Genomic DNA, 16,090 nt, shown 5'->3' on the forward strand with positions numbered 1-16,090 from the left:
GGCTGGGCCGGCCGGGCCGATTCGGCGGCCTGGGCCGCCGGGGCGGCGCTGGTGAGCCTTTCGCCGGTCTCGTAGCGGGAGATGTCGTCGCCTGGCGCCGCGATGACGGCGATGACCGTGCCCACCTCTACCGTCTCGCCCTCCGGCACCAGGATTTTGCGGAACACGCCCGAGTCGAAAGCCTCGATCTCGATGTTCGCCTTGTCCGTCTCGATCTCGGCGATGATTTCGCCACGCTCGACCTGATCACCCTCCCTTTTGAGCCAGCGGAGGACAGTGCCCTCCTTCATGTCGGCGCCCATCTGGGGCATGACGACTTCGCTGATCATGAGACGCCTCGAGAGGACGGCGGAAGCGCGAAGGAGGACTCAGGACACAGCCCGCCTGCTTCCTGTTCCCTGACTCCTGTTTCCGGCTTCCAGCGTCCTGACCTCACATCATCCTCCTGACGGCTTCCGCGATCTGCGGCTCCGAAGGCAGTGCCGCCATTTCGAGCGCGCGCGAGTAGGGCATCGGCACGTCCGCGCCGGCGACGCGGGCGATGGGGGCGTCGAGGTAGTCGAAGGCCATCTCCTGGATCAGCGAGACGATTTCGCCGGCAAAGCCGCCGAAGCGCCAGTCGTCCTCGACGACCACGGCGCGCCCGGTCTTCTTCACGGACTCGATGACCGTGTCGATGTCCAGCGGGCGCAGCGTGCGCATGTCGATGACCTCGGCCTCGATCTCATCCTGCTCCGCGAGCAGCGCGGCGGCGCGCATGCTCTGATGCACGCTGCCCGAGTAGCCCACGATGGTCACGTCGGCGCCGGGCCGCAGGATGTTGGCCTCGCCAAAGGGCACGAAGTACTCGCCCTCGGGCACCTCGCCCTTCAGGGAGTAGATCGCCGTGTGCTCGATGAAGATCACCGGGTTGTCATCGCGGAAGGCCGTCTTCAGCAGTCCCTTGGCATCGTAGGGGTTCGACGGGCAGACCACCTTGAGGCCGGGCACGTGGGCGTACCAACCCTCGAGCGAATGCGAGTGCTGCGCGCCGAGCTGGCTGCCGGCGCCGCTGGCCATGCGGATGACAAGCGGCACTTTGATCTGGCCGCCGGACATGTAGTGGATCTTGGAGGCGCTGTTGATGATCTGGTCGATGGCCAGGAGGCTGAAGTTAATCGTCATCAGCTCAACCATCGGCCTTAGCCCGGCCATGGCCGCGCCGATGCCGGCGCCGACGATCGCCAGCTCGCTGATCGGCGTGTCGCGGATTCGCTCGGGCCCGAACTCCTCCAGGAAGCCCTTGGTCACGGCGTAGGAGCCGCCGTAAGCGCCGATGTCCTCACCCATGAGGAAGACCTTGGGGTCGGCGAGGAGCTCCTCGCGTAGGGCCTCGCGCAGGGCGTCGCGGATTGTCAGCTCAGGCATCCGACTGCCTCCCGCGCCTGCCGCGCCAGCCGTCGACGGGGGCGTCCGGGCCCGCGTAGACGTTTGCGTACAGGCTCTCCAGCGGAGGGTCCGGGCTCTGCTCAGCGAAGTCGACCGACTGGCGGACCTCTCGTTCGACGCGGTTCGCGATCTCTTCCGCTTCCGCCTCCGTGATGATGCCCTTGGCCAGAAGGGCGGCGCGGAAGTTCGTGATCGGGTCGAGCGAGCGCCAGTGCTCGACCTCTTCTTTGTTGCGGTAGAACTCCGGGTCGGCCATGGAATGGCCGCGGAAGCGGTAGGTGATGGCCTCGATGAAGACCGGCCCTTCGCCGCGACGCAGGAGCTTCAGCGCCTCGTCCACGCTCCGGCGAACGGCCATCACGTCCATGCCGTCGACCTGCTCGCTGCGGATGCCGTACGCCTCCGCCCGCTTGTAGATCTCCGCTAGGGCGCTGACCTTCCGCATGGCGGTGCCCATGGCGTAGAAGTTGTTCTCGCAGATGAAAAGCACCGGCAGGCGCCAGACCGCGGCGAGGTTCAGCGACTCGTGGAAGGCGCCCTCGTTGACGGAGCCGTCCCCGAGGAAGCAGCAGACGATGCTGCCGTCCTTCTCGTACTGGCAGCCCATCGCCAGGCCGCAGGCGAGCGGGAGGTGGCCGCCCACGATGGCGTAGCCGCCCATGAACCGCCGCGAGGCGTCGAACAGGTGCATGGAGCCGCCTATGCCCTTGCTGACGCCCGTAGCCTTGCCGAAGAGCTCGGCCATCACCCTGTCGGCCTCGACGCCGCGGGCCAGGGCGTGCCCGTGTTCGCGGTAGTGGCTGACGATGTAGTCCTCCGGCTTCAGCAGCGAGATGGCGCCTACCGCTACTGCCTCCTGCCCGATGTAGAGGTGGAGGAAGCCCCGGATTCGCCCGCGGGCGTACATCTCCGCCGCCTTCTCCTCGAAGCGGCGGATGAGCACCATCTGGTGCAGAAGGTGCGAAAGCTCCTCCTTGGATACGCCCGCCAGCGCCCTCTCCGAGATCGCCATCAGCGTCCCTGCCTCAGGGGTGCATAGAAGTGGATCGACTGTCCGCTGAAGGCCATGCCTGCCTCGTGGAAGGCCTCCGCCAGCGTGGGGTGGGCGTGCACGGCGTAAGCGATCTCCGCCGGCGTAGTCTCGAGCACTGCCGCCAGGCTCGCCTCGGCGATCATCTCGGTCGCGTTCGGCCCGACGATGTGGTAGCCGAGGATATCGTGCGATTCCTCGTCCACCACCAGCTTCACGAAGCCCTCGCTCTCGCCTAGCGCGATCGCCTTGCCGTTGGCGCGGATCGGGAAGCGCCCGATGCCCACCTTGCGGCCCTGCTCCTTCGCCTGCGCCTCACTGAGGCCGAGGCTCCCGACCTGCGGCTCGCAGTAGACGGCGCGCGGCATCTTGTCGTAGTCCAGCGGCGGCGGGTCATGGCCGGCGATAGTTTCGACCGCGGTGATGCCCTGGTGTGAGGCCACATGGGCGAGCAACAGTCGCCCGGTGACGTCGCCGATCGCGTAGACGCCCGGGATGTTCGTGCGCGCATACTCGTCGATCTTCACCCAACCGCGGTCGAGCTCCACGCCCGCTTCCTGGAGTCCCAGGCCCTCCGTATTCGGCCCGAAGCCAACCCCGATGAGACAGCGCTCTGCGACGATGTCCTCGCGCTTGTCTCCGCTGGAGACGGTCACGGTGACGCCGCCCTCGCCGGCCTTGATCCCTTCGACCTTCGTCGAGGTCTTGATCGCTATTCCCTGCGCCTTGAAGGCGCGCTCCACGGCTCGGCTGACGTCGGCGTCCTCGTTGGGCAGGACGCGGTCCAGCATTTCGACGATGGTGACCTCCGAGCCGAAAGTGCGGTACAGATAGCCGAACTCGGCGCCTATCGGCCCCGCGCCGACGATGACGATGGAAGCAGGCGGCCGCTTCAGCTCCAGCGCCTCGCGGGAGGTGAGGATGCGGTCGCCGTCGATCGGGACGCCCGGCAGCGAGCGCGTGACCGCGCCCGTTGCCACGATGACGTTGGCGGCCTCGATGCTGCGGTTCTCGGGCGTGATCGTGACCCTGGTCGGACTGGCGAGCTTCGCCGTGCCGCGTATGACCTCGACCTTGTTCTGCTCGAGCAGCGTTTTCACCCCGCCGACCATCTTCGTCACCACTTCGCGGCTGCGGTCCACTGCCACGCCGAGGTCGAGGCGCAGGTTGTCGTAGCCGATGCCGTAGGCGGTGGCGCGGCGGATCTCGTTCACCAGGTCGGCGCTATGCAGCAGGGCCTTCGAAGGGATGCAGCCCCAGTTAAGGCACAGTCCCCCGATCTCGCTCTTCTCGATGATTGCCGTCTTGAGCCCGAGCTGCGCCGCGCGGATGGCAGCGACATAACCGCCGGGGCCGGAGCCGATGATCGCGATGTCGAAGTCAGGCATGAAGGACCTCTCCGTTCCCGGACGTCCGGCGCCGCCCCTCGCGGACGGGCGGCTCGACAGGGAGCGGGATAAACCGCTCCCTTGCATGATAGGAGCCCCCTGCCCCCGCCGAAACGCCGGGCGCCGCGCCGGCCAGCCGCGCCTGTTCCCCTGCGTGGTAGGAGGAGCGCACCAAGGGCCCCGCCTCCACATGGCGGAAGCCCATCTGCAGGCCGGCGGCCCTGATCTCGTCGTATTCGCGGGGCTCCCAGTAACGGACGACGGGCAGGTGCTTGTCGTCCGGCCGCAGGTACTGCCCCACCGTCAGAAGGTCGCAGCCGTGCTCCCGCAGGTCACGCATGGTCTGCAGCACTTCCTCCGCAGTCTCGCCGAGGCCGACCATGAGGCCGGACTTCGTCGTGATCCCCGGGTCGATGTCCTTGGCCCGCCGCAACAGCTCGAGGGATCGCTGGTAGCGCGCCTTCGGGCGGACGCGCGGGTAGAGCCGCGGCACCGTCTCCGTGTTGTGGTTGAGCACCACGGGCTTGGCTTCGACCACCGTACGCAGCGCGTCCCAATTGCCTTCGAAGTCCGGGATTAGCACCTCCACGCGGCATTCGGGCACACGATGCCTGATCGCGCGCAGACAGGCGGCGAACACCGAAGCCCCGCCGTCCTCGAGGTCGTCCCGGTTCACGGAGGTGATTACGGCATAGTCCAGGCGCAGCGCTTCTACGGTGCGCGCCAGGCGCAGCGGCTCCAGGAGGTCGAGTCCCTTAGGGCGGCCGGAGGTGACGGCGCAGAAGCCGCAGGAGCGGGTACAGACGTCACCGAGGATCATGAAGGTGGCAGTGCCGGCGTTCCAGCACTCGCCCATGTTCGGGCAGTGCGCCTCCTCGCAGACAGTGTGCAACTGCTCGCGGCGCACGAGGCCGAGCATCGAGCGATAGCGGTCGCCGTCGCGGAAACGGACCTTGAGCCAGTCCGGCTTCGGCAGCTTTTCAGCGACCAATGACGGCCAACCTCTCGCCCGCGGGCGCAGGGACGGCGAAGCCGCCTTCGATCAGTGCCACGCCGAAGCTGACGGCGAAGGCCTCCGCCACCGCGTCCTGGACCGCATCCATCGGCGGGGCCTCGGCGAGCAGCGCCGCCATGCTGGTGACGCTTGCGTCCCTGAGCCCGCAGGGGACGATGGCTTCGAACCAGGAGAGGTCCGTGCTCACGTTGAGGGCGAAGCCGTGCGTGGTCACGCCCTCGCGCACCCGCACGCCGATAGCGGCGATCTTGGCGCCTCCGGCCCAGACTCCTGGCCGCCCCTGGACGCGCTCGCCTGGGATGCCGAACTCCGCCAACGCCCGCACGAGCATATCCTCGAGGAGGCGGACGTAGTCGCCGGGCAGGATGCCCCGTCCGCGCAGGTCCAGGACTGGATAGCCGACGAGCTGGCCCGGGCCGTGGAAGGTGATGTCGCCGCCCCGGTCGGCGTCGACGATCTCCGCGCCGCGGGCCAGGATCTCGGCCGGGTCGACGAGAATGTGCTCGGCCTTCGCGCGGCGGCCAAGCGTGTAGACGGGCGGGTGCTGCAGGAGGAGGAGCGTCTCCTGCCCGGTGCCATCTCGCACTCCTCGCGCCAGAAGCTGCTGCCACGACAAGGCGTGGTGGTAGTCAACAGTCCCGGGGCGGAGGAGGTGGACGGTGGTACCGCTCATGGTCCCTGCTATCGCGCCGCAAAGGCGGCCGCTACGCCGGCTGTACCTTGTCGATCCTAGCACAGGGTTATCGGCAGCCAGATGAACTTTGCCTTAAGGCTCATGGCTGCCGGTTGCAGTGGAGCGTACGGTCAGGCAGCGCCGAAGAGGTATGAGCGCGAAAGGGCGTGGGCGTAGCGCGCCCACTTCGACGGCCCGTTGCTGGTCAGCCAGACCAGTGTAGCGTTGGGCCGGCCAAGGTAGGTCCGGTAGGCCTCCGCGACCAGGTCCAGATTGGAGACTCGCTCTCCCTTGGGGCCGCGCCGCCAGTCGTTCCGGGCCCAGGCCGGCGCCCAGTCCTTCAGCGTGTTCACGACGGTCTGGCTGCTCGAGTAGACCGTGACGCGCTCCGCGGGCGACGCCATGCGCATCCCCTCGATCACGGCGCGCAGCTCCATCCTGCTGCTCGTCGTGGCGGGCTCTTCCCCGAAGACCTCGCGGACGACCGCCCCTCCCAGGACCCGCACCGCGGCCCAGCCTCCCGGCCCCGGATTGGGGTCGCAGGACGCGCCGACGAAGATGCCGTGGTCCGGCCCGCCTGACGTCGTCTCGAGCACGGGATCCACGGTGACCAGCGCCTCCCGCGGCCGCTCTCTCGAGCCGCATGACAGGCAGCGTACGAGCTGCCAGAGCGGGAACATCTGGGCCAGCTCGGGCGCGGGCTCGAACTCCTTTCCGCACTCCTGGCAGAGATTGACCTTCGTGGAAACCAGGGCACCCGCAGAGCTGCACATGTTCTGACTCCTCCTGTGACGGCTGTTTCGCTCGCAGCAGGAGGGTTGTAGCCGACTAGAACAAACGTGTCAAGCCCCCCGTCAGGGGCCGCAGGCGATGCTCGTCAGCACCTTCGGCGGATGCTGCAGCGTGCGGTGCACGGGACAGCGGTCGGCAATCTCCAGGAGGCGCGCCACCTGGGCGTCATCGAGGTCGCCGCGGAGCGAGACGTGGCGACGGATCACCTCGATGCGCCCACCCGGGCCCGCGGCCTCGACTTCCTCCGCCGTGCACTCCTCGCAGTCGCGAGCGAAGACGCGCTCGTGCTCGAGGTGTACGGAGACCTCGTATAGCGGCCATTCCTTGCGCCGGGCGTACATGACCAGGGTCATTGCCGTGCAGGCGCCGAGGGCGGCCAGCAGCAGCTCGTAAGGGTTCGGGCCGAGCCCGTCGCCGCCTACCTCCTCCGGCTCGTCGGCTACGAAGCCGTGGCGGCCGTCGTTCACGAAGAGGGCGTAGTTGTGGTCGGCCAGTGTCTGGACTGTCACCTTCTCCATACTTCAAGGATGTCTCGGGTCCCGGCAGCCCAGATCGGGCCGAAAGGACCAATATCGCTCTGCAAACGGCATGTATACTCCGCCTGGTTTGAGGAGGGCATGGCTGAAGCCGACAAGCCGATGACGCTGCCTGCCGCGCTGGCCGCGACCGCCGCGCGCTACGGCCCGCGCGTGGCCTACGTAGCAGGGCGGCGCGACCCCCAGCCGGTTACCTGGTCCGAGGTGTACAGCCGCGCCGCGGCATTCGCCGCCGGCCTCGTGGCCCTTGGCCTCCAGAAGGGCGACAGGGTAGCCATCTGCGCCGAGAACGGCGTCGAGTGGGTTGTCGCCTGTCACGGCACTCTCATGGCCGGCGGCGTCCTGGTGCCCATCTACTACGACCTCAAGCACCAGGAAATCAGCGACCAGGTGCGCAGGCCGGAGTGCCGCGTGGTCGTGGCCTCGGACGCCACGCTGGCGAAGATCCCGGAGCGCTCTCCCGGCCTCGAGCGCGTTGTGGTGATCGGCGAAGGCCGGCGGGAAGCCCGCGGCGGCCTGCTGCGCCGGCACCCGGCGGAGACGCTGGCGTTCGAGGCCGTGGCTGCGGCCGCGACCTCCGAGAGCAGGCAGGCCCTGCTCGAGCGCGAGCCGCGGCCGGATGATCTCGCTGCCATCATCTTCACCTCCGGCACGACGGGCGGCGCGAAGGGCGTCATGCTCACGCACCGCAACTTCATGGCCAACGCTCACTCGACTCTCCGCGCCATCGACATCGATGAGGACGATTCCGTGCTTCTCGTCCTGCCCCTGCACCATGCGATGCCGTTCATCGCCGCCATCGTGCTCGTATGCCTGGCCGGCGCGCGCGTGGTCATCGAGAACGACGTCCGCCGCGTCCGGGACCGCATGGCTACGGAGAAGCCGACTCTCTTCTTCGGCGTCCCGGCGCTGTACGACATCATGTACCGCAACGTGCTCGCCCGGGCGGAGTCGGAAGGGCGGCTGGAGACGCTGCGGCGCTGGCAGGCGCGCGTGCTGGGCGTCAAGGAGCGGACGGGGGTGAACATCGGGCCCCTCTTGTTCCGCCAGGTTCATGCGGCGCTCGGCGGCCGGCTGCGGTTTTTGGTCAGCGGCGGAGCGGCGCTCAACCCGCAGACCGCACGCAACTTCTTCAGCCTCGGCCTGCCGCTGCTCCAGGGCTGGGGCATGACCGAGGCCTCTCCTGTCGTGGCCGTACAGCGCTACTCGGCGCGCCGCTTCCGCTTCACGAAGTACTACGAGGAACACGTCGGCAGCGTCGGCCCGCCGATCCCGGGGGTTGAGGTCAAGCTAATCGACGTGCCGGACAAGGACATCCGCGTCAGCCTGCAGGGAGAGGGCGAGGTCATAGTGCGCGGCGAGAACGTCTTCCAGGGCTACTGGCACGCCGAAGAGCAGACCCGCGCCGCCAAGCTCGGCGAATGGCTTCTCACCGGCGATCTCGGGCGTATAGACGAAGACGGCAACATCTACCTGACCGGCCGCAGCAAATACATCATCGTTCTCGAGTCCGGCGAAAAGGTGCACCCGGACGAAGTCGAGGAGAAGTTGGCGGAGTCGCAGGTGCTCGAGGACGTCTGCGTCCTGGGGCGCAAGACGCGGGACAAGACGCAGGTGGCGGCCGTGGTTTACCCCAACGTGGCGTCGACCATTGCCCTGCTCGAGAAGGAAGGCCTGCAACCATCCGAGGAGACGGTGCGGCGGGTCGTTTCGGGCGAGGTCGACCGCCTGATGGCGCAGCTGGCGCCCTACAAACGCATCAGCCAGGTGCTCCTCGCCGATACGCCCCTGCCGAAGACCCCGCTGCGCAAGATCGCGCGTTCGGAGCTCTCCGAGGAGTACCGCTTTTCCGTGCAGCGCTGGCGCGACAGCCAGGCAGAGAGCGAGATCCTGCCTTCCTGAACGGCGTCCGGTCCGCCGCCTGAGCGGCTGGCTCGCGGGACGCGCGCCTCGGAGACGCGTCCTGCCGCCAACAGACCCGCCGCAAGCAGCCCGTCGCCCTCGTGGCCAGGGGGCGTGGGCGTGTTGCCGTGTCGCCGTCAGTCCTTCGTGACAGCGGCGGGTGACACTTACACCGCGCACCTTGCAGGCCATTCGCCTTAAGGTGGCGCGCGGCGAGTCCCTGCGGGAGGAGGACGGCAATGCCTGACCGCAAGTTGCTGCTTTCCATAGACGGAGGCGGGATAAGGGGCATCATCCCGATATGCATGCTCATCAAGCTCGAGGAAGCGACCGGTAGGCCGGCGAAGGAGACCTTCGACTTCGTCGCCGGCACTTCGACCGGCTCCGTAATCGCTGCCTCCATCGCGGCCGGGATACCGGCCGCGAGGATGCTGGACCTTTACCTGAAGTACGCCTCGGAGGTCTTCCCGCAGCGGCCCTGGAACTTCCCCAAGCGCGTGCTGCTGGGGTACATGTACTCGTCGCGGAAGCTGAACGATGTGCTGGCGCGAGAGGCCGGACCCGCGCGGGACTGGGCCCTGAACGACGTGCCTGAAGGGCTCGACATCCTGATCACGGCCAAGCGGGTCGACGACGGCATGCCCTGGTACTACGTCAAGGACAACCCCCGGAACTCGGGGCGCGCCGGGAAGTTGCGCCTGCTTGATGCCGTGACCGCCTCCGCGGTTGCGCCAACGTACTTCGAGCCCTGGCACGTCTTCGAGCCGGCGCCCCCTCCGGGAGAACGCCCTGCCGGCCGGCAGGTGGACGGCGGCGTCGGCGTTGCGGGCAACCCCGTCTACCAGGCCTGCGTGGAGGCGTTCTACTTCACCGGGTCCTATACGCCGGAGGACACGACTGTCATCTCGCTCGGCACCGGCCGCTTTCAGTCCTACAGCAACCCGGGCGGCCTCCTGGCCATCATTCCCTGGATCACCTGGACCCTGAACGAACTGCTGGACTCGGCGAATGAGCAGCAGACCGAGTTGGTGCAGCGCCACTTCCCGGAAATGCCCTTCTACCGCCTCTCGCCGGACATGAAGGCGATAGAGCCTTCTCTGAAGAAGGGGATCGGCCAGGACGACATCAAGGCCATACCGCTGCTCAAGCGCATCGGCGAGAAGTTCGCCGCGACGATCGACTGGCCGTCGGTCCTGGACGGTACGGACAGGCGCTTTCTCATCACACCCGGGCGCACCCTGCCGGCTCAGTACCAGACGGCCTGACGCCGTCCTTTCCGTCGGCCACAGCGTGCGCAGGCAGGAAGGTCTCCGCCTCGCAGGCGTGCAGCGCGGCCGTCGGCCTCGACCGGCATGGCAGCAGCATCACGGGCTGATGGGCCGTGGTGGCGCGGCGAACGGAGGGGTCTGGCCGGCCCGGCTTGCCTCTATACTCGATCCCATGAAGCCGGAGACGGCAATCGTGACCATGCTCATGGCGGTCTTCGGCCTGGCCGTCGTTGTCGTCGGGGCCGGTATGCTCGAGGGGCCGGCCACGAGCGCCGCCGCGCCGGCGCCTCGCGCCCGTCCTCAGGCAAACCCACCTCAACCCGTCGTCGCTGCCACGCGCGGGCCGCTGCAGGCAACCCCGGCCGCCAACCTCCCGGAGGAAGCCCGCGCGCGTGATGCCCAGCGCCTCACGGAGCTACAGGCGATCGCCGTGGCCCTGCGCAGCTACTACGAGGACCGCAAGGCATACCCCAGCACGTCGAACCAACTGCAGACGGGCTGCGTCTACCAGAACGCGGACAAGCTCTGTGTCCTGAGGGGCGCCGTTGGCCTCGACACGCTTACCGACGCCCGCGGCGGCAACGATTTCGGCTACTGGTACATCTCGGACGGCCAGACCTACACGCTCATAGCTTCCCTGGAGGGCGCGGCGGAGGGTGGTGACACCTGTCCGGAAGCAGCCTCCCTGCTCCGGAAGCCCAACATCTTCTGCTTGAGGTCGCACCAGTAGGGTCAGCGGTCGTCCTGGGGCCTGTCGTCCTCAGGCTCCTCGGGCGGCTTGAAGAGGTCGCTCATGCCTGCGGCATCGCCCAGGCGCCGCCTCAGCTCTTCCTGTATCTCCCGGAGCTGCTCCGGAGTCACGCCCATCCGGGTCAAGGTCCCTTGCAGGAGGCGCCTGACTTCCTCGAGGTCGTGCCGGATAAGGGCGTCCGCAAGCTCCAGCTGGGTCTCGACGGCAATGAAGGCCTCGCGCCTTTCGCTCTCCCCGCTCATCGAGAGGATGGTCGAGGCGAGGCGTGCGAACAGGTTCGTGGTGCGCGCGATGCGAATGCGGTCCTGAGGGTGCTCGGGGAAGTCGCCGGTGACTGCGACCTCCAGGCCCGTGCGCTTGTCTGTCGCCACGTACTGTTCCGGCATGGCGCATAGAGCATAGCGCAGCGGCGTGAAGAAAGCGCCGCGCTTGACACGCGGGCCGCTTGCGCCAAATATGCTCACGTCCCCAGACCCCGCGCAGTCTCGACAAGGAGCAACCAGTGAAAGCGGCTGTCTTCCACGGCCCGAACCAACCCCTGACGATAGAGCAGATCGACATCGACAAGCCGCAGGCGAACGAGATCGTCGTCAAGACGATGGCTTCAGGCGTCTGTCACAGCGACCTGCACTTCGTCGACGGCTTCTACCCGATGCGGGCGCCCGCCGTCCTGGGCCACGAGACGTCCGGCATCGTCGAGGAGGTGGGTAGCGCTGTCACCTACGTCAAGCCCGGCGACCACGTCATCGCCTGCCTCTCGATCTTCTGTGGCCGCTGCGATAACTGCCTGAGCGGCAAGACGCACCTCTGCCAGGACCGAGCCTCCACCATGCGCGGCCGCAATGATCCGCCACGGCTGTCCTGGAAGGGCCAGGCTGTCGGCCAGATGGCGAACCTCGCCAGCTTCGCCGAGAGGATGCTCCTGCACGAGAACTCGGTGGTGAAGATCCCGGATGACTACCCCTTCGACCGCGCCGCCCTCATCGGCTGCGGCGTGACCACTGGCGTCGGCGCCGCCCTCAACACCGCGAAGGTCGAGCCGGGGAGCAGTGTCGCCGTCTTTGGCTGCGGCGGCGTCGGCCTCTCCGTAATCCAGGGGGCGCGCATCGCCGGGGCGCGCATGATCATCGCCGTCGACACCATCGAGGCGAAGCTGGCGACAGCCCGCGAGCTGGGCGCCACGCACGTCATCGACGCCTCTTCGAGCGACCCGGTGCAGAAGATCATCGAGATGACGGGCGGCGGCGCGGACTACACTTTCGAGGCGATCGGCAACGCCAAGGTAGCGGAGCAGTGCTTCGACGCCCTCTGTCCCGGGGGCACGGCCACGGTGATCGGCATGATCCCCGTCGGGCAGAAGGTGGAGATCACCGGCAGTGCCCTCCTGCGCGAGAAGAAAATCCAGGGCTCGTCGATGGGCTCGAACCGCTTCCGCGTCGACATGCCGAAGTACATCGAGTTCAACCTCCAGGGCCGCCTGAAGCTGGACGAGATGATCAGCCGCCGCCTGAAGTTGGAGGACGTGAACGACGCCTTCCGCGCGATGAAGGCCGGCGAGGTGGCCCGCCAGGTGATCATGTTCGATTGAGGCGCAATGGCCTCTCGCCTAGGAGCCGGCCTCCCGGGGGGGCGGCTCCTTGCTTTTCGCCCGGACCGTACGGGCGAAGGCTTGACATCGAGGACTTCGTCGGCGCAAAGTTCCAGTGAACGGAAAGGTTAGGGTATTTGGCGAGCTTGTTCGGCCGCGGCAGAATCAACGGCATCGCGACAGCGGCCGTCCAGGCGCCCGAGGCCGCCGTGGCCCTGCCCGCCACCGCGGCCCCACCCGCACCGCCCCCGGACGAAGCTCCCGTCGCCGTGGGCCACGGCGGCGGTCGCCCTCCGCGCCGCTATACCGGCGAGGACCTGACGACCGGCAGCATCCCCAAGAAGCTCTGGAAGCTCTCCTGGCCGCAGATCGTTGAGTCCGTCCTCAACGTCGCCGACCAGCTCGCCGACCTCATCTGGGCGGGCCGCATCGGCACGCGCGAGGTCGCGGGCCTCGGCGTGTCCCAGAACTACGTCATGGTCGCGAGCACCGGCCGCATGGGTTTCGACACCGCCATGCGCGCCATGGTCGCCCGTGCTGTGGGCGCGGGCGATATCGCGCGCGCCAACCACGTGGCGCTGCAGGCGTTTTCGCTAAGCGGCGTCTACTCGGTCCTCATGGCGATGATCGGCGTCCTCTTCACGGAGCCGCTCCTGCGGCTCCTCGGCGTGCCGGACGACGTCATCGCGGCCGGCGCCGGCTACATGCGCGTGCAGTTCATCGGCCAGGGCACCATGGCTTACCGCATGATGAGCGGCGCCGCCCTGCAGGCCTCGGGCGACACCATCACACCCATGAAGGCGACCACGGTCTCGCGCCTGATCCACATCGGCCTAAGCCCGGCGCTCGTGTTCGGCCCCTGGATGTTCCCCGAAATGGGGCTCGTCGGCGCGGCAGTCGCCAACATCGTGGCTCAGACTGTCGGCGCAGGGATGAACTTCACGGCCCTGTTCACCGGCAAGTCCCGCCTGCACCTCAGCTTCCGCGGCTACCGCCCGGACGGCCAGGTCCTGTGGCAGATCATCCGTACCGGCTGGCCGGCCTCGATCACGATGGCCGAGCGCAACTTCGCCACGCTGCTCCTGTACGGCCTCGTGTCCCCCTACGGCGCCACCACGCTGGCAGCGTTCTCCCTCACCAGGAGGGTCGAAATGCTGGCGATGATGGGCGCCATGGGCATGGGGCAGTCCGCGGGCGTGATGGTCGGGCAGAACCTCGGCGCCGGCAAGCCCGAGCGAGCGAAGAAGACCGTCGCCTGGGCGCTCTTCTTCGTGACCGCCCTGTCAGCCTCCATCGTCATCTGGATGCTCATCTTCCCGAAGGCGTTCTTGCACATCTTCAACAACGACCCCGAGCTCCTCGAGGAGGCTTCTCACTGGCTGCGCATTCAGGCCATCGGCTATTTCGTGATGGGCACGGGCATGGTCTTCCAGCAGTCCTACAACACGGCCGGAGACACCCTGACGCCCATGCTCACAACGCTGGTCTCCATCTGGTTCGTGCAGCAGCCCCTGGCAGTCCTCCTGCCGGACATTGGCCTGGGCGAGCTCGGCATCGCCTGGGCAATCGTCATCGGCCTGGCCGTGAGGCTGGCGATCTACGTGCCCTACTACTTCTACGGCCGGTGGCTGCGTATCCGGCTCTGAGGAGGAGCACTAAGCCTTCAGAAGCCAGCGGCCCCGGCTCTCAGGCAAACCAGGTTTGCGTGGAGAATGCGGCCGCCGGTCCCGGCTCAGGTGGAGGCTGGTGGCAGGACGCGCTCCAGCCACGGCTTCAGGTCGGCGACCACGTCGCCGCTGATCTCATGCGCCATCGGGTACTCGTGGTACTCGGGGCTGTAGCCTTCGGCTTCGAGGAACGCCTTCGTTTCGCGTCCGCGCTCGACGGCCACAAGCTGGTCCCAGATGCCGTGACAGAGAAAGATCGGCAGGTCGCGCGTCGCTGGCAGGCGCTCGCGCAGGCCGTCGGCGTCGCGGAAGGCGCCGCTCATGACCGCCAGGCCCGCGAAGACATCGGGCCGCGGCAGGCCGAAGCGCAGCGTCAGTCCGCCGCCCTGCGAGAAGCCTCCGAGCAGGACGCGGCCAGGCTTGGCGCCCGCTGCCTCCATGACCTCTTCGAGGAAGCCAGCCAGGCGCTCCTCGACGCTCGGTCCCTCGTCCGGCGCTTCGGGCATGCCGGGCCTCCCCCGCGACCAGCTGTAGCCGACCTGGCCGCCGCCGATGTCGAGCGGGTAGGGTGCGTTCGGGCAGGCGTACATGTAGCCCGTGGAGTGAATCGCGGGAGTGAGTCCCGCGAGGTCGTACATGCTCGCGCCGAAGCCGTGCAGGAGCATGACGAGCGGGTAGGCCACCCCGGGGCTATAGTCGTCCGGGCGGATGAGCAGGTAGGTGAGGGGCCCGCCGTCGAACACTCTTGCTTCCAAGCCAGAGCCTCCTCTACTCGCGCTGCCGTTCCAGGAGCGTAAGCGGAATGGCGGCCGCGGGCAATCGCGGCCCGGGCGCAGGGCACGAGGGCGCTGGCTGCGGCCCGCGAGCGGCTGCGTCGCCTGACACCTGGCGCTGCCGCTACGGCAGCGCTGCCAACAGCTTCTCGAGGCGGTCCGTGGTCTCCACCATCCCGCTCTCCATGCCCGTCGCGATCGCGGAGTCTCTCGCTTCACGCGACCTGTAAAGGCTCGTGATGGTCATGAGGGTCTTGCCGTCGCGCTCCTCGAAGGTGGTCGTGTTCAGGGTGCCACCGCCCATGACCTCCATCTCGTCCCCTTCGAAGACCTCCGTGGCCACGAAGCGCTCCGGGCGGACGACTTCCCGATACTCGCCGCCCAGCCCCATCTGGCCCCCCTCCCGCAGCCTCCACACGAAGCGGTAACGTCCTCCTGGCCGGAGGTCGACCTCACAGATGATCAGCTCGTCCCCCTCCCGGCCAAACCAGCGCCGCAAGTGCTCCGGCTTCGTCCAGGCGTCGAATACGAGCTCGCGCGGGGCATCGAAGACGCGGCGCGCCACGATCTCGAGGTCCGACGGCGTTGTTATGACGAGGCGGTTCGTGCTCTGGTGGACCATGGTCCTGCTCCCTTCTGGGTACGTCCGCCGGTTGCGAGAGGGCGGCTCATCCGCCCTGAAATGCCCGCTCGAGCGCCGCAATGTCCAGCTTCTTCATCGGCAGCAGGGCCTGGGTGACGCGAGCCACCTGCTCGTCGCTGCCACGCTCCAGCATCTCGTCCATACCAGCCGGCACGATTTGCCAGGAGAGCCCGTACCTGTCCTTCAGCCAGCCGCACTGCTCGGCCTCAGGGTCGGCGGACAGCCTGTCCCAGTAGTAATCGATCTCCTCCTGAGTCTCGCAGTAGACCATGAAGGAAATCGACTCGTTGAACTTGAAGAGCGGCCCGGCGCTGATCGCCATGAACGGCTGGCCGCAGAGTTCAAACGAGACGACCTCGGTGTCGCCGGAGGGCGTGTCGCGGAGCGTCGTGAGGTTCGTGATCCTGGACTGCGGGAAGACGGAGGTGTAAAACTCCGCCGCCTCCTTCGCCTCCCTGTCGTACCAGAGATGAGGCACGATCTTCTGCTTGATAGCCGTCATTTCAGTCCTCCTCCGTTTTCGGGTACCCCATTACCGCTAACCAGGTGCGAGCCAGGCCGCACTGGGTTGCCGTCCGCTTTCAGGTCCTCGAGCAGGCTGTCGAGGCGGGAGAAGCGCTCCTCCCAGAACTCGCG

At 67.6% G+C, this 16,090-nt stretch carries 17 protein-coding genes; 5 read left to right on the plus strand and 12 right to left on the minus strand.

Going from position 1 to position 16,090, the window contains the following annotated elements; genetic code table 11:
- From VNN10_15085 to VNN10_15120, 8 genes are all read right to left on the minus strand, one after another.
- Nucleotides 1-329, minus strand: a 329-nt coding sequence (locus VNN10_15085; protein ID HXH23343.1) for a biotin/lipoyl-containing protein, incomplete at its 3' end; no start/stop codon positions are given.
- A gap of 103 nt (nt 330-432) precedes the next feature.
- A complete protein-coding gene (locus VNN10_15090) occupies nt 433-1,407 on the minus strand; it encodes an alpha-ketoacid dehydrogenase subunit beta (protein ID HXH23344.1) in 975 nt (324 codons plus the stop codon).
- The gene (pdhA, locus tag VNN10_15095; GenBank protein HXH23345.1) at nt 1,400-2,440 is read right to left on the minus strand and encodes a pyruvate dehydrogenase (acetyl-transferring) E1 component subunit alpha; all 1,041 of its coding nucleotides are present in this window, start codon (nt 2,438-2,440) and stop codon (nt 1,400-1,402) included. The genes VNN10_15090 and pdhA overlap by 8 nt, the downstream gene beginning before the upstream one ends.
- Nucleotides 2,440-3,846 carry a dihydrolipoyl dehydrogenase gene (gene lpdA / locus VNN10_15100; protein HXH23346.1) on the minus strand — a complete coding sequence of 469 codons (1,407 nt, stop codon included), beginning with the start codon at nt 3,844-3,846 and terminating at the stop codon, nt 2,440-2,442. The genes pdhA and lpdA overlap by 1 nt, the downstream gene beginning before the upstream one ends.
- Nucleotides 3,839-4,837 (minus strand): lipoyl synthase, encoded by a 999-nt coding sequence (gene lipA / locus VNN10_15105; protein ID HXH23347.1) that lies wholly within the window; start codon nt 4,835-4,837, stop codon nt 3,839-3,841. The genes lpdA and lipA overlap by 8 nt, the downstream gene beginning before the upstream one ends.
- Nucleotides 4,827-5,534, minus strand: coding sequence for a lipoyl(octanoyl) transferase LipB (gene lipB / locus VNN10_15110; protein ID HXH23348.1), 708 nt, complete (start codon nt 5,532-5,534; stop codon nt 4,827-4,829). Before lipB ends, lipA begins: the two co-directional genes overlap by 11 nt.
- Nucleotides 5,535-5,665: 131 nt before the next feature.
- Entirely contained in the window at nt 5,666-6,307 is a 642-nt protein-coding gene (locus tag VNN10_15115) for an RNase H family protein (GenBank protein HXH23349.1), read from the minus strand.
- Nucleotides 6,308-6,388: 81 nt separating this feature from the next.
- Entirely contained in the window at nt 6,389-6,844 is a 456-nt protein-coding gene (locus tag VNN10_15120) for an OsmC family protein (GenBank protein ID HXH23350.1), read from the minus strand.
- Between the two features lie 99 nt (nt 6,845-6,943).
- Here VNN10_15120 and VNN10_15125 point away from each other — a divergent pair, with 99 nt between their 5' ends.
- The 3 genes from VNN10_15125 to VNN10_15135 all read left to right on the plus strand — a co-directional run bounded on the left by VNN10_15125 (nt 6,944) and on the right by VNN10_15135 (nt 10,762).
- Nucleotides 6,944-8,764: an AMP-binding protein gene (locus VNN10_15125; protein ID HXH23351.1), complete on the plus strand. Its 1,821-nt coding sequence runs from the start codon at nt 6,944-6,946 to the stop codon at nt 8,762-8,764.
- A gap of 239 nt (nt 8,765-9,003) precedes the next feature.
- Nucleotides 9,004-10,029 carry a patatin-like phospholipase family protein gene (locus VNN10_15130; GenBank protein ID HXH23352.1) on the plus strand — a complete coding sequence of 342 codons (1,026 nt, stop codon included), beginning with the start codon at nt 9,004-9,006 and terminating at the stop codon, nt 10,027-10,029.
- A gap of 175 nt (nt 10,030-10,204) precedes the next feature.
- Nucleotides 10,205-10,762 (plus strand): hypothetical protein, encoded by a 558-nt coding sequence (locus VNN10_15135; protein ID HXH23353.1) that lies wholly within the window; start codon nt 10,205-10,207, stop codon nt 10,760-10,762.
- Nucleotides 10,763-10,764: 2 nt separating this feature from the next.
- Here VNN10_15135 and VNN10_15140 read toward each other — a convergent pair whose 3' ends face one another.
- Nucleotides 10,765-11,169 (minus strand): hypothetical protein, encoded by a 405-nt coding sequence (locus VNN10_15140; GenBank protein HXH23354.1) that lies wholly within the window; start codon nt 11,167-11,169, stop codon nt 10,765-10,767.
- A gap of 116 nt (nt 11,170-11,285) precedes the next feature.
- Here VNN10_15140 and VNN10_15145 point away from each other — a divergent pair, with 116 nt between their 5' ends.
- Entirely contained in the window at nt 11,286-12,371 is a 1,086-nt protein-coding gene (locus VNN10_15145) for a Zn-dependent alcohol dehydrogenase (GenBank protein ID HXH23355.1), read from the plus strand.
- A 137-nt stretch (nt 12,372-12,508) separates the two neighbouring features.
- Nucleotides 12,509-14,017: an MATE family efflux transporter gene (locus VNN10_15150; GenBank protein ID HXH23356.1), complete on the plus strand. Its 1,509-nt coding sequence runs from the start codon at nt 12,509-12,511 to the stop codon at nt 14,015-14,017.
- Nucleotides 14,018-14,103: 86 nt separating this feature from the next.
- Here the strand turns inward: VNN10_15150 and VNN10_15155 are convergent, their stop codons facing one another.
- The 3 genes from VNN10_15155 to VNN10_15165 form a co-directional block, all read right to left on the minus strand.
- Complete coding sequence (locus VNN10_15155) at nt 14,104-14,793, minus strand: alpha/beta hydrolase-fold protein (protein HXH23357.1); 690 nt, start codon at nt 14,791-14,793, stop codon at nt 14,104-14,106.
- 142 nt (nt 14,794-14,935) lie between these two features.
- Nucleotides 14,936-15,433: an SRPBCC family protein gene (locus VNN10_15160; protein ID HXH23358.1), complete on the minus strand. Its 498-nt coding sequence runs from the start codon at nt 15,431-15,433 to the stop codon at nt 14,936-14,938.
- A 46-nt stretch (nt 15,434-15,479) separates the two neighbouring features.
- Nucleotides 15,480-15,956 (minus strand): VOC family protein, encoded by a 477-nt coding sequence (locus VNN10_15165; protein HXH23359.1) that lies wholly within the window; start codon nt 15,954-15,956, stop codon nt 15,480-15,482.
- Nucleotides 15,957-16,090: the final 134 nt, after the last annotated feature.

The organism is Dehalococcoidia bacterium (genome assembly GCA_035574915.1).
GTDB lineage: Bacteria > Chloroflexota > Dehalococcoidia > DSTF01 > WHTK01 > DATLYJ01.

Excerpts from the sequence above, each read along its gene's own strand:
- VNN10_15090 (HXH23344.1), bottom strand. The coding sequence starts at position 1,407 with ATGCCTGAGCTGACAATCCGCGACGCCCTGCGCGAGGCCCTACGCGAG.
- pdhA (HXH23345.1), bottom strand. The coding sequence starts at position 2,440 with ATGGCGATCTCGGAGAGGGCGCTGGCGGGCGTATCCAAGGAGGAGCTT.
- lpdA (HXH23346.1), bottom strand. The coding sequence starts at position 3,846 with ATGCCTGACTTCGACATCGCGATCATCGGCTCCGGCCCCGGCGGTTAT.
- lipB (HXH23348.1), bottom strand. The coding sequence starts at position 5,534 with ATGAGCGGTACCACCGTCCACCTCCTCCGCCCCGGGACTGTTGACTAC.
- VNN10_15115 (HXH23349.1), bottom strand. The coding sequence starts at position 6,307 with ATGTGCAGCTCTGCGGGTGCCCTGGTTTCCACGAAGGTCAATCTCTGC.
- VNN10_15120 (HXH23350.1), bottom strand. The coding sequence starts at position 6,844 with ATGGAGAAGGTGACAGTCCAGACACTGGCCGACCACAACTACGCCCTC.
- VNN10_15125 (HXH23351.1), top strand. The coding sequence starts at position 6,944 with ATGGCTGAAGCCGACAAGCCGATGACGCTGCCTGCCGCGCTGGCCGCG.
- VNN10_15130 (HXH23352.1), top strand. The coding sequence starts at position 9,004 with ATGCCTGACCGCAAGTTGCTGCTTTCCATAGACGGAGGCGGGATAAGG.
- VNN10_15135 (HXH23353.1), top strand. The coding sequence starts at position 10,205 with ATGAAGCCGGAGACGGCAATCGTGACCATGCTCATGGCGGTCTTCGGC.
- VNN10_15140 (HXH23354.1), bottom strand. The coding sequence starts at position 11,169 with ATGCCGGAACAGTACGTGGCGACAGACAAGCGCACGGGCCTGGAGGTC.
- VNN10_15160 (HXH23358.1), bottom strand. The coding sequence starts at position 15,433 with ATGGTCCACCAGAGCACGAACCGCCTCGTCATAACAACGCCGTCGGAC.
- VNN10_15165 (HXH23359.1), bottom strand. The coding sequence starts at position 15,956 with ATGACGGCTATCAAGCAGAAGATCGTGCCTCATCTCTGGTACGACAGG.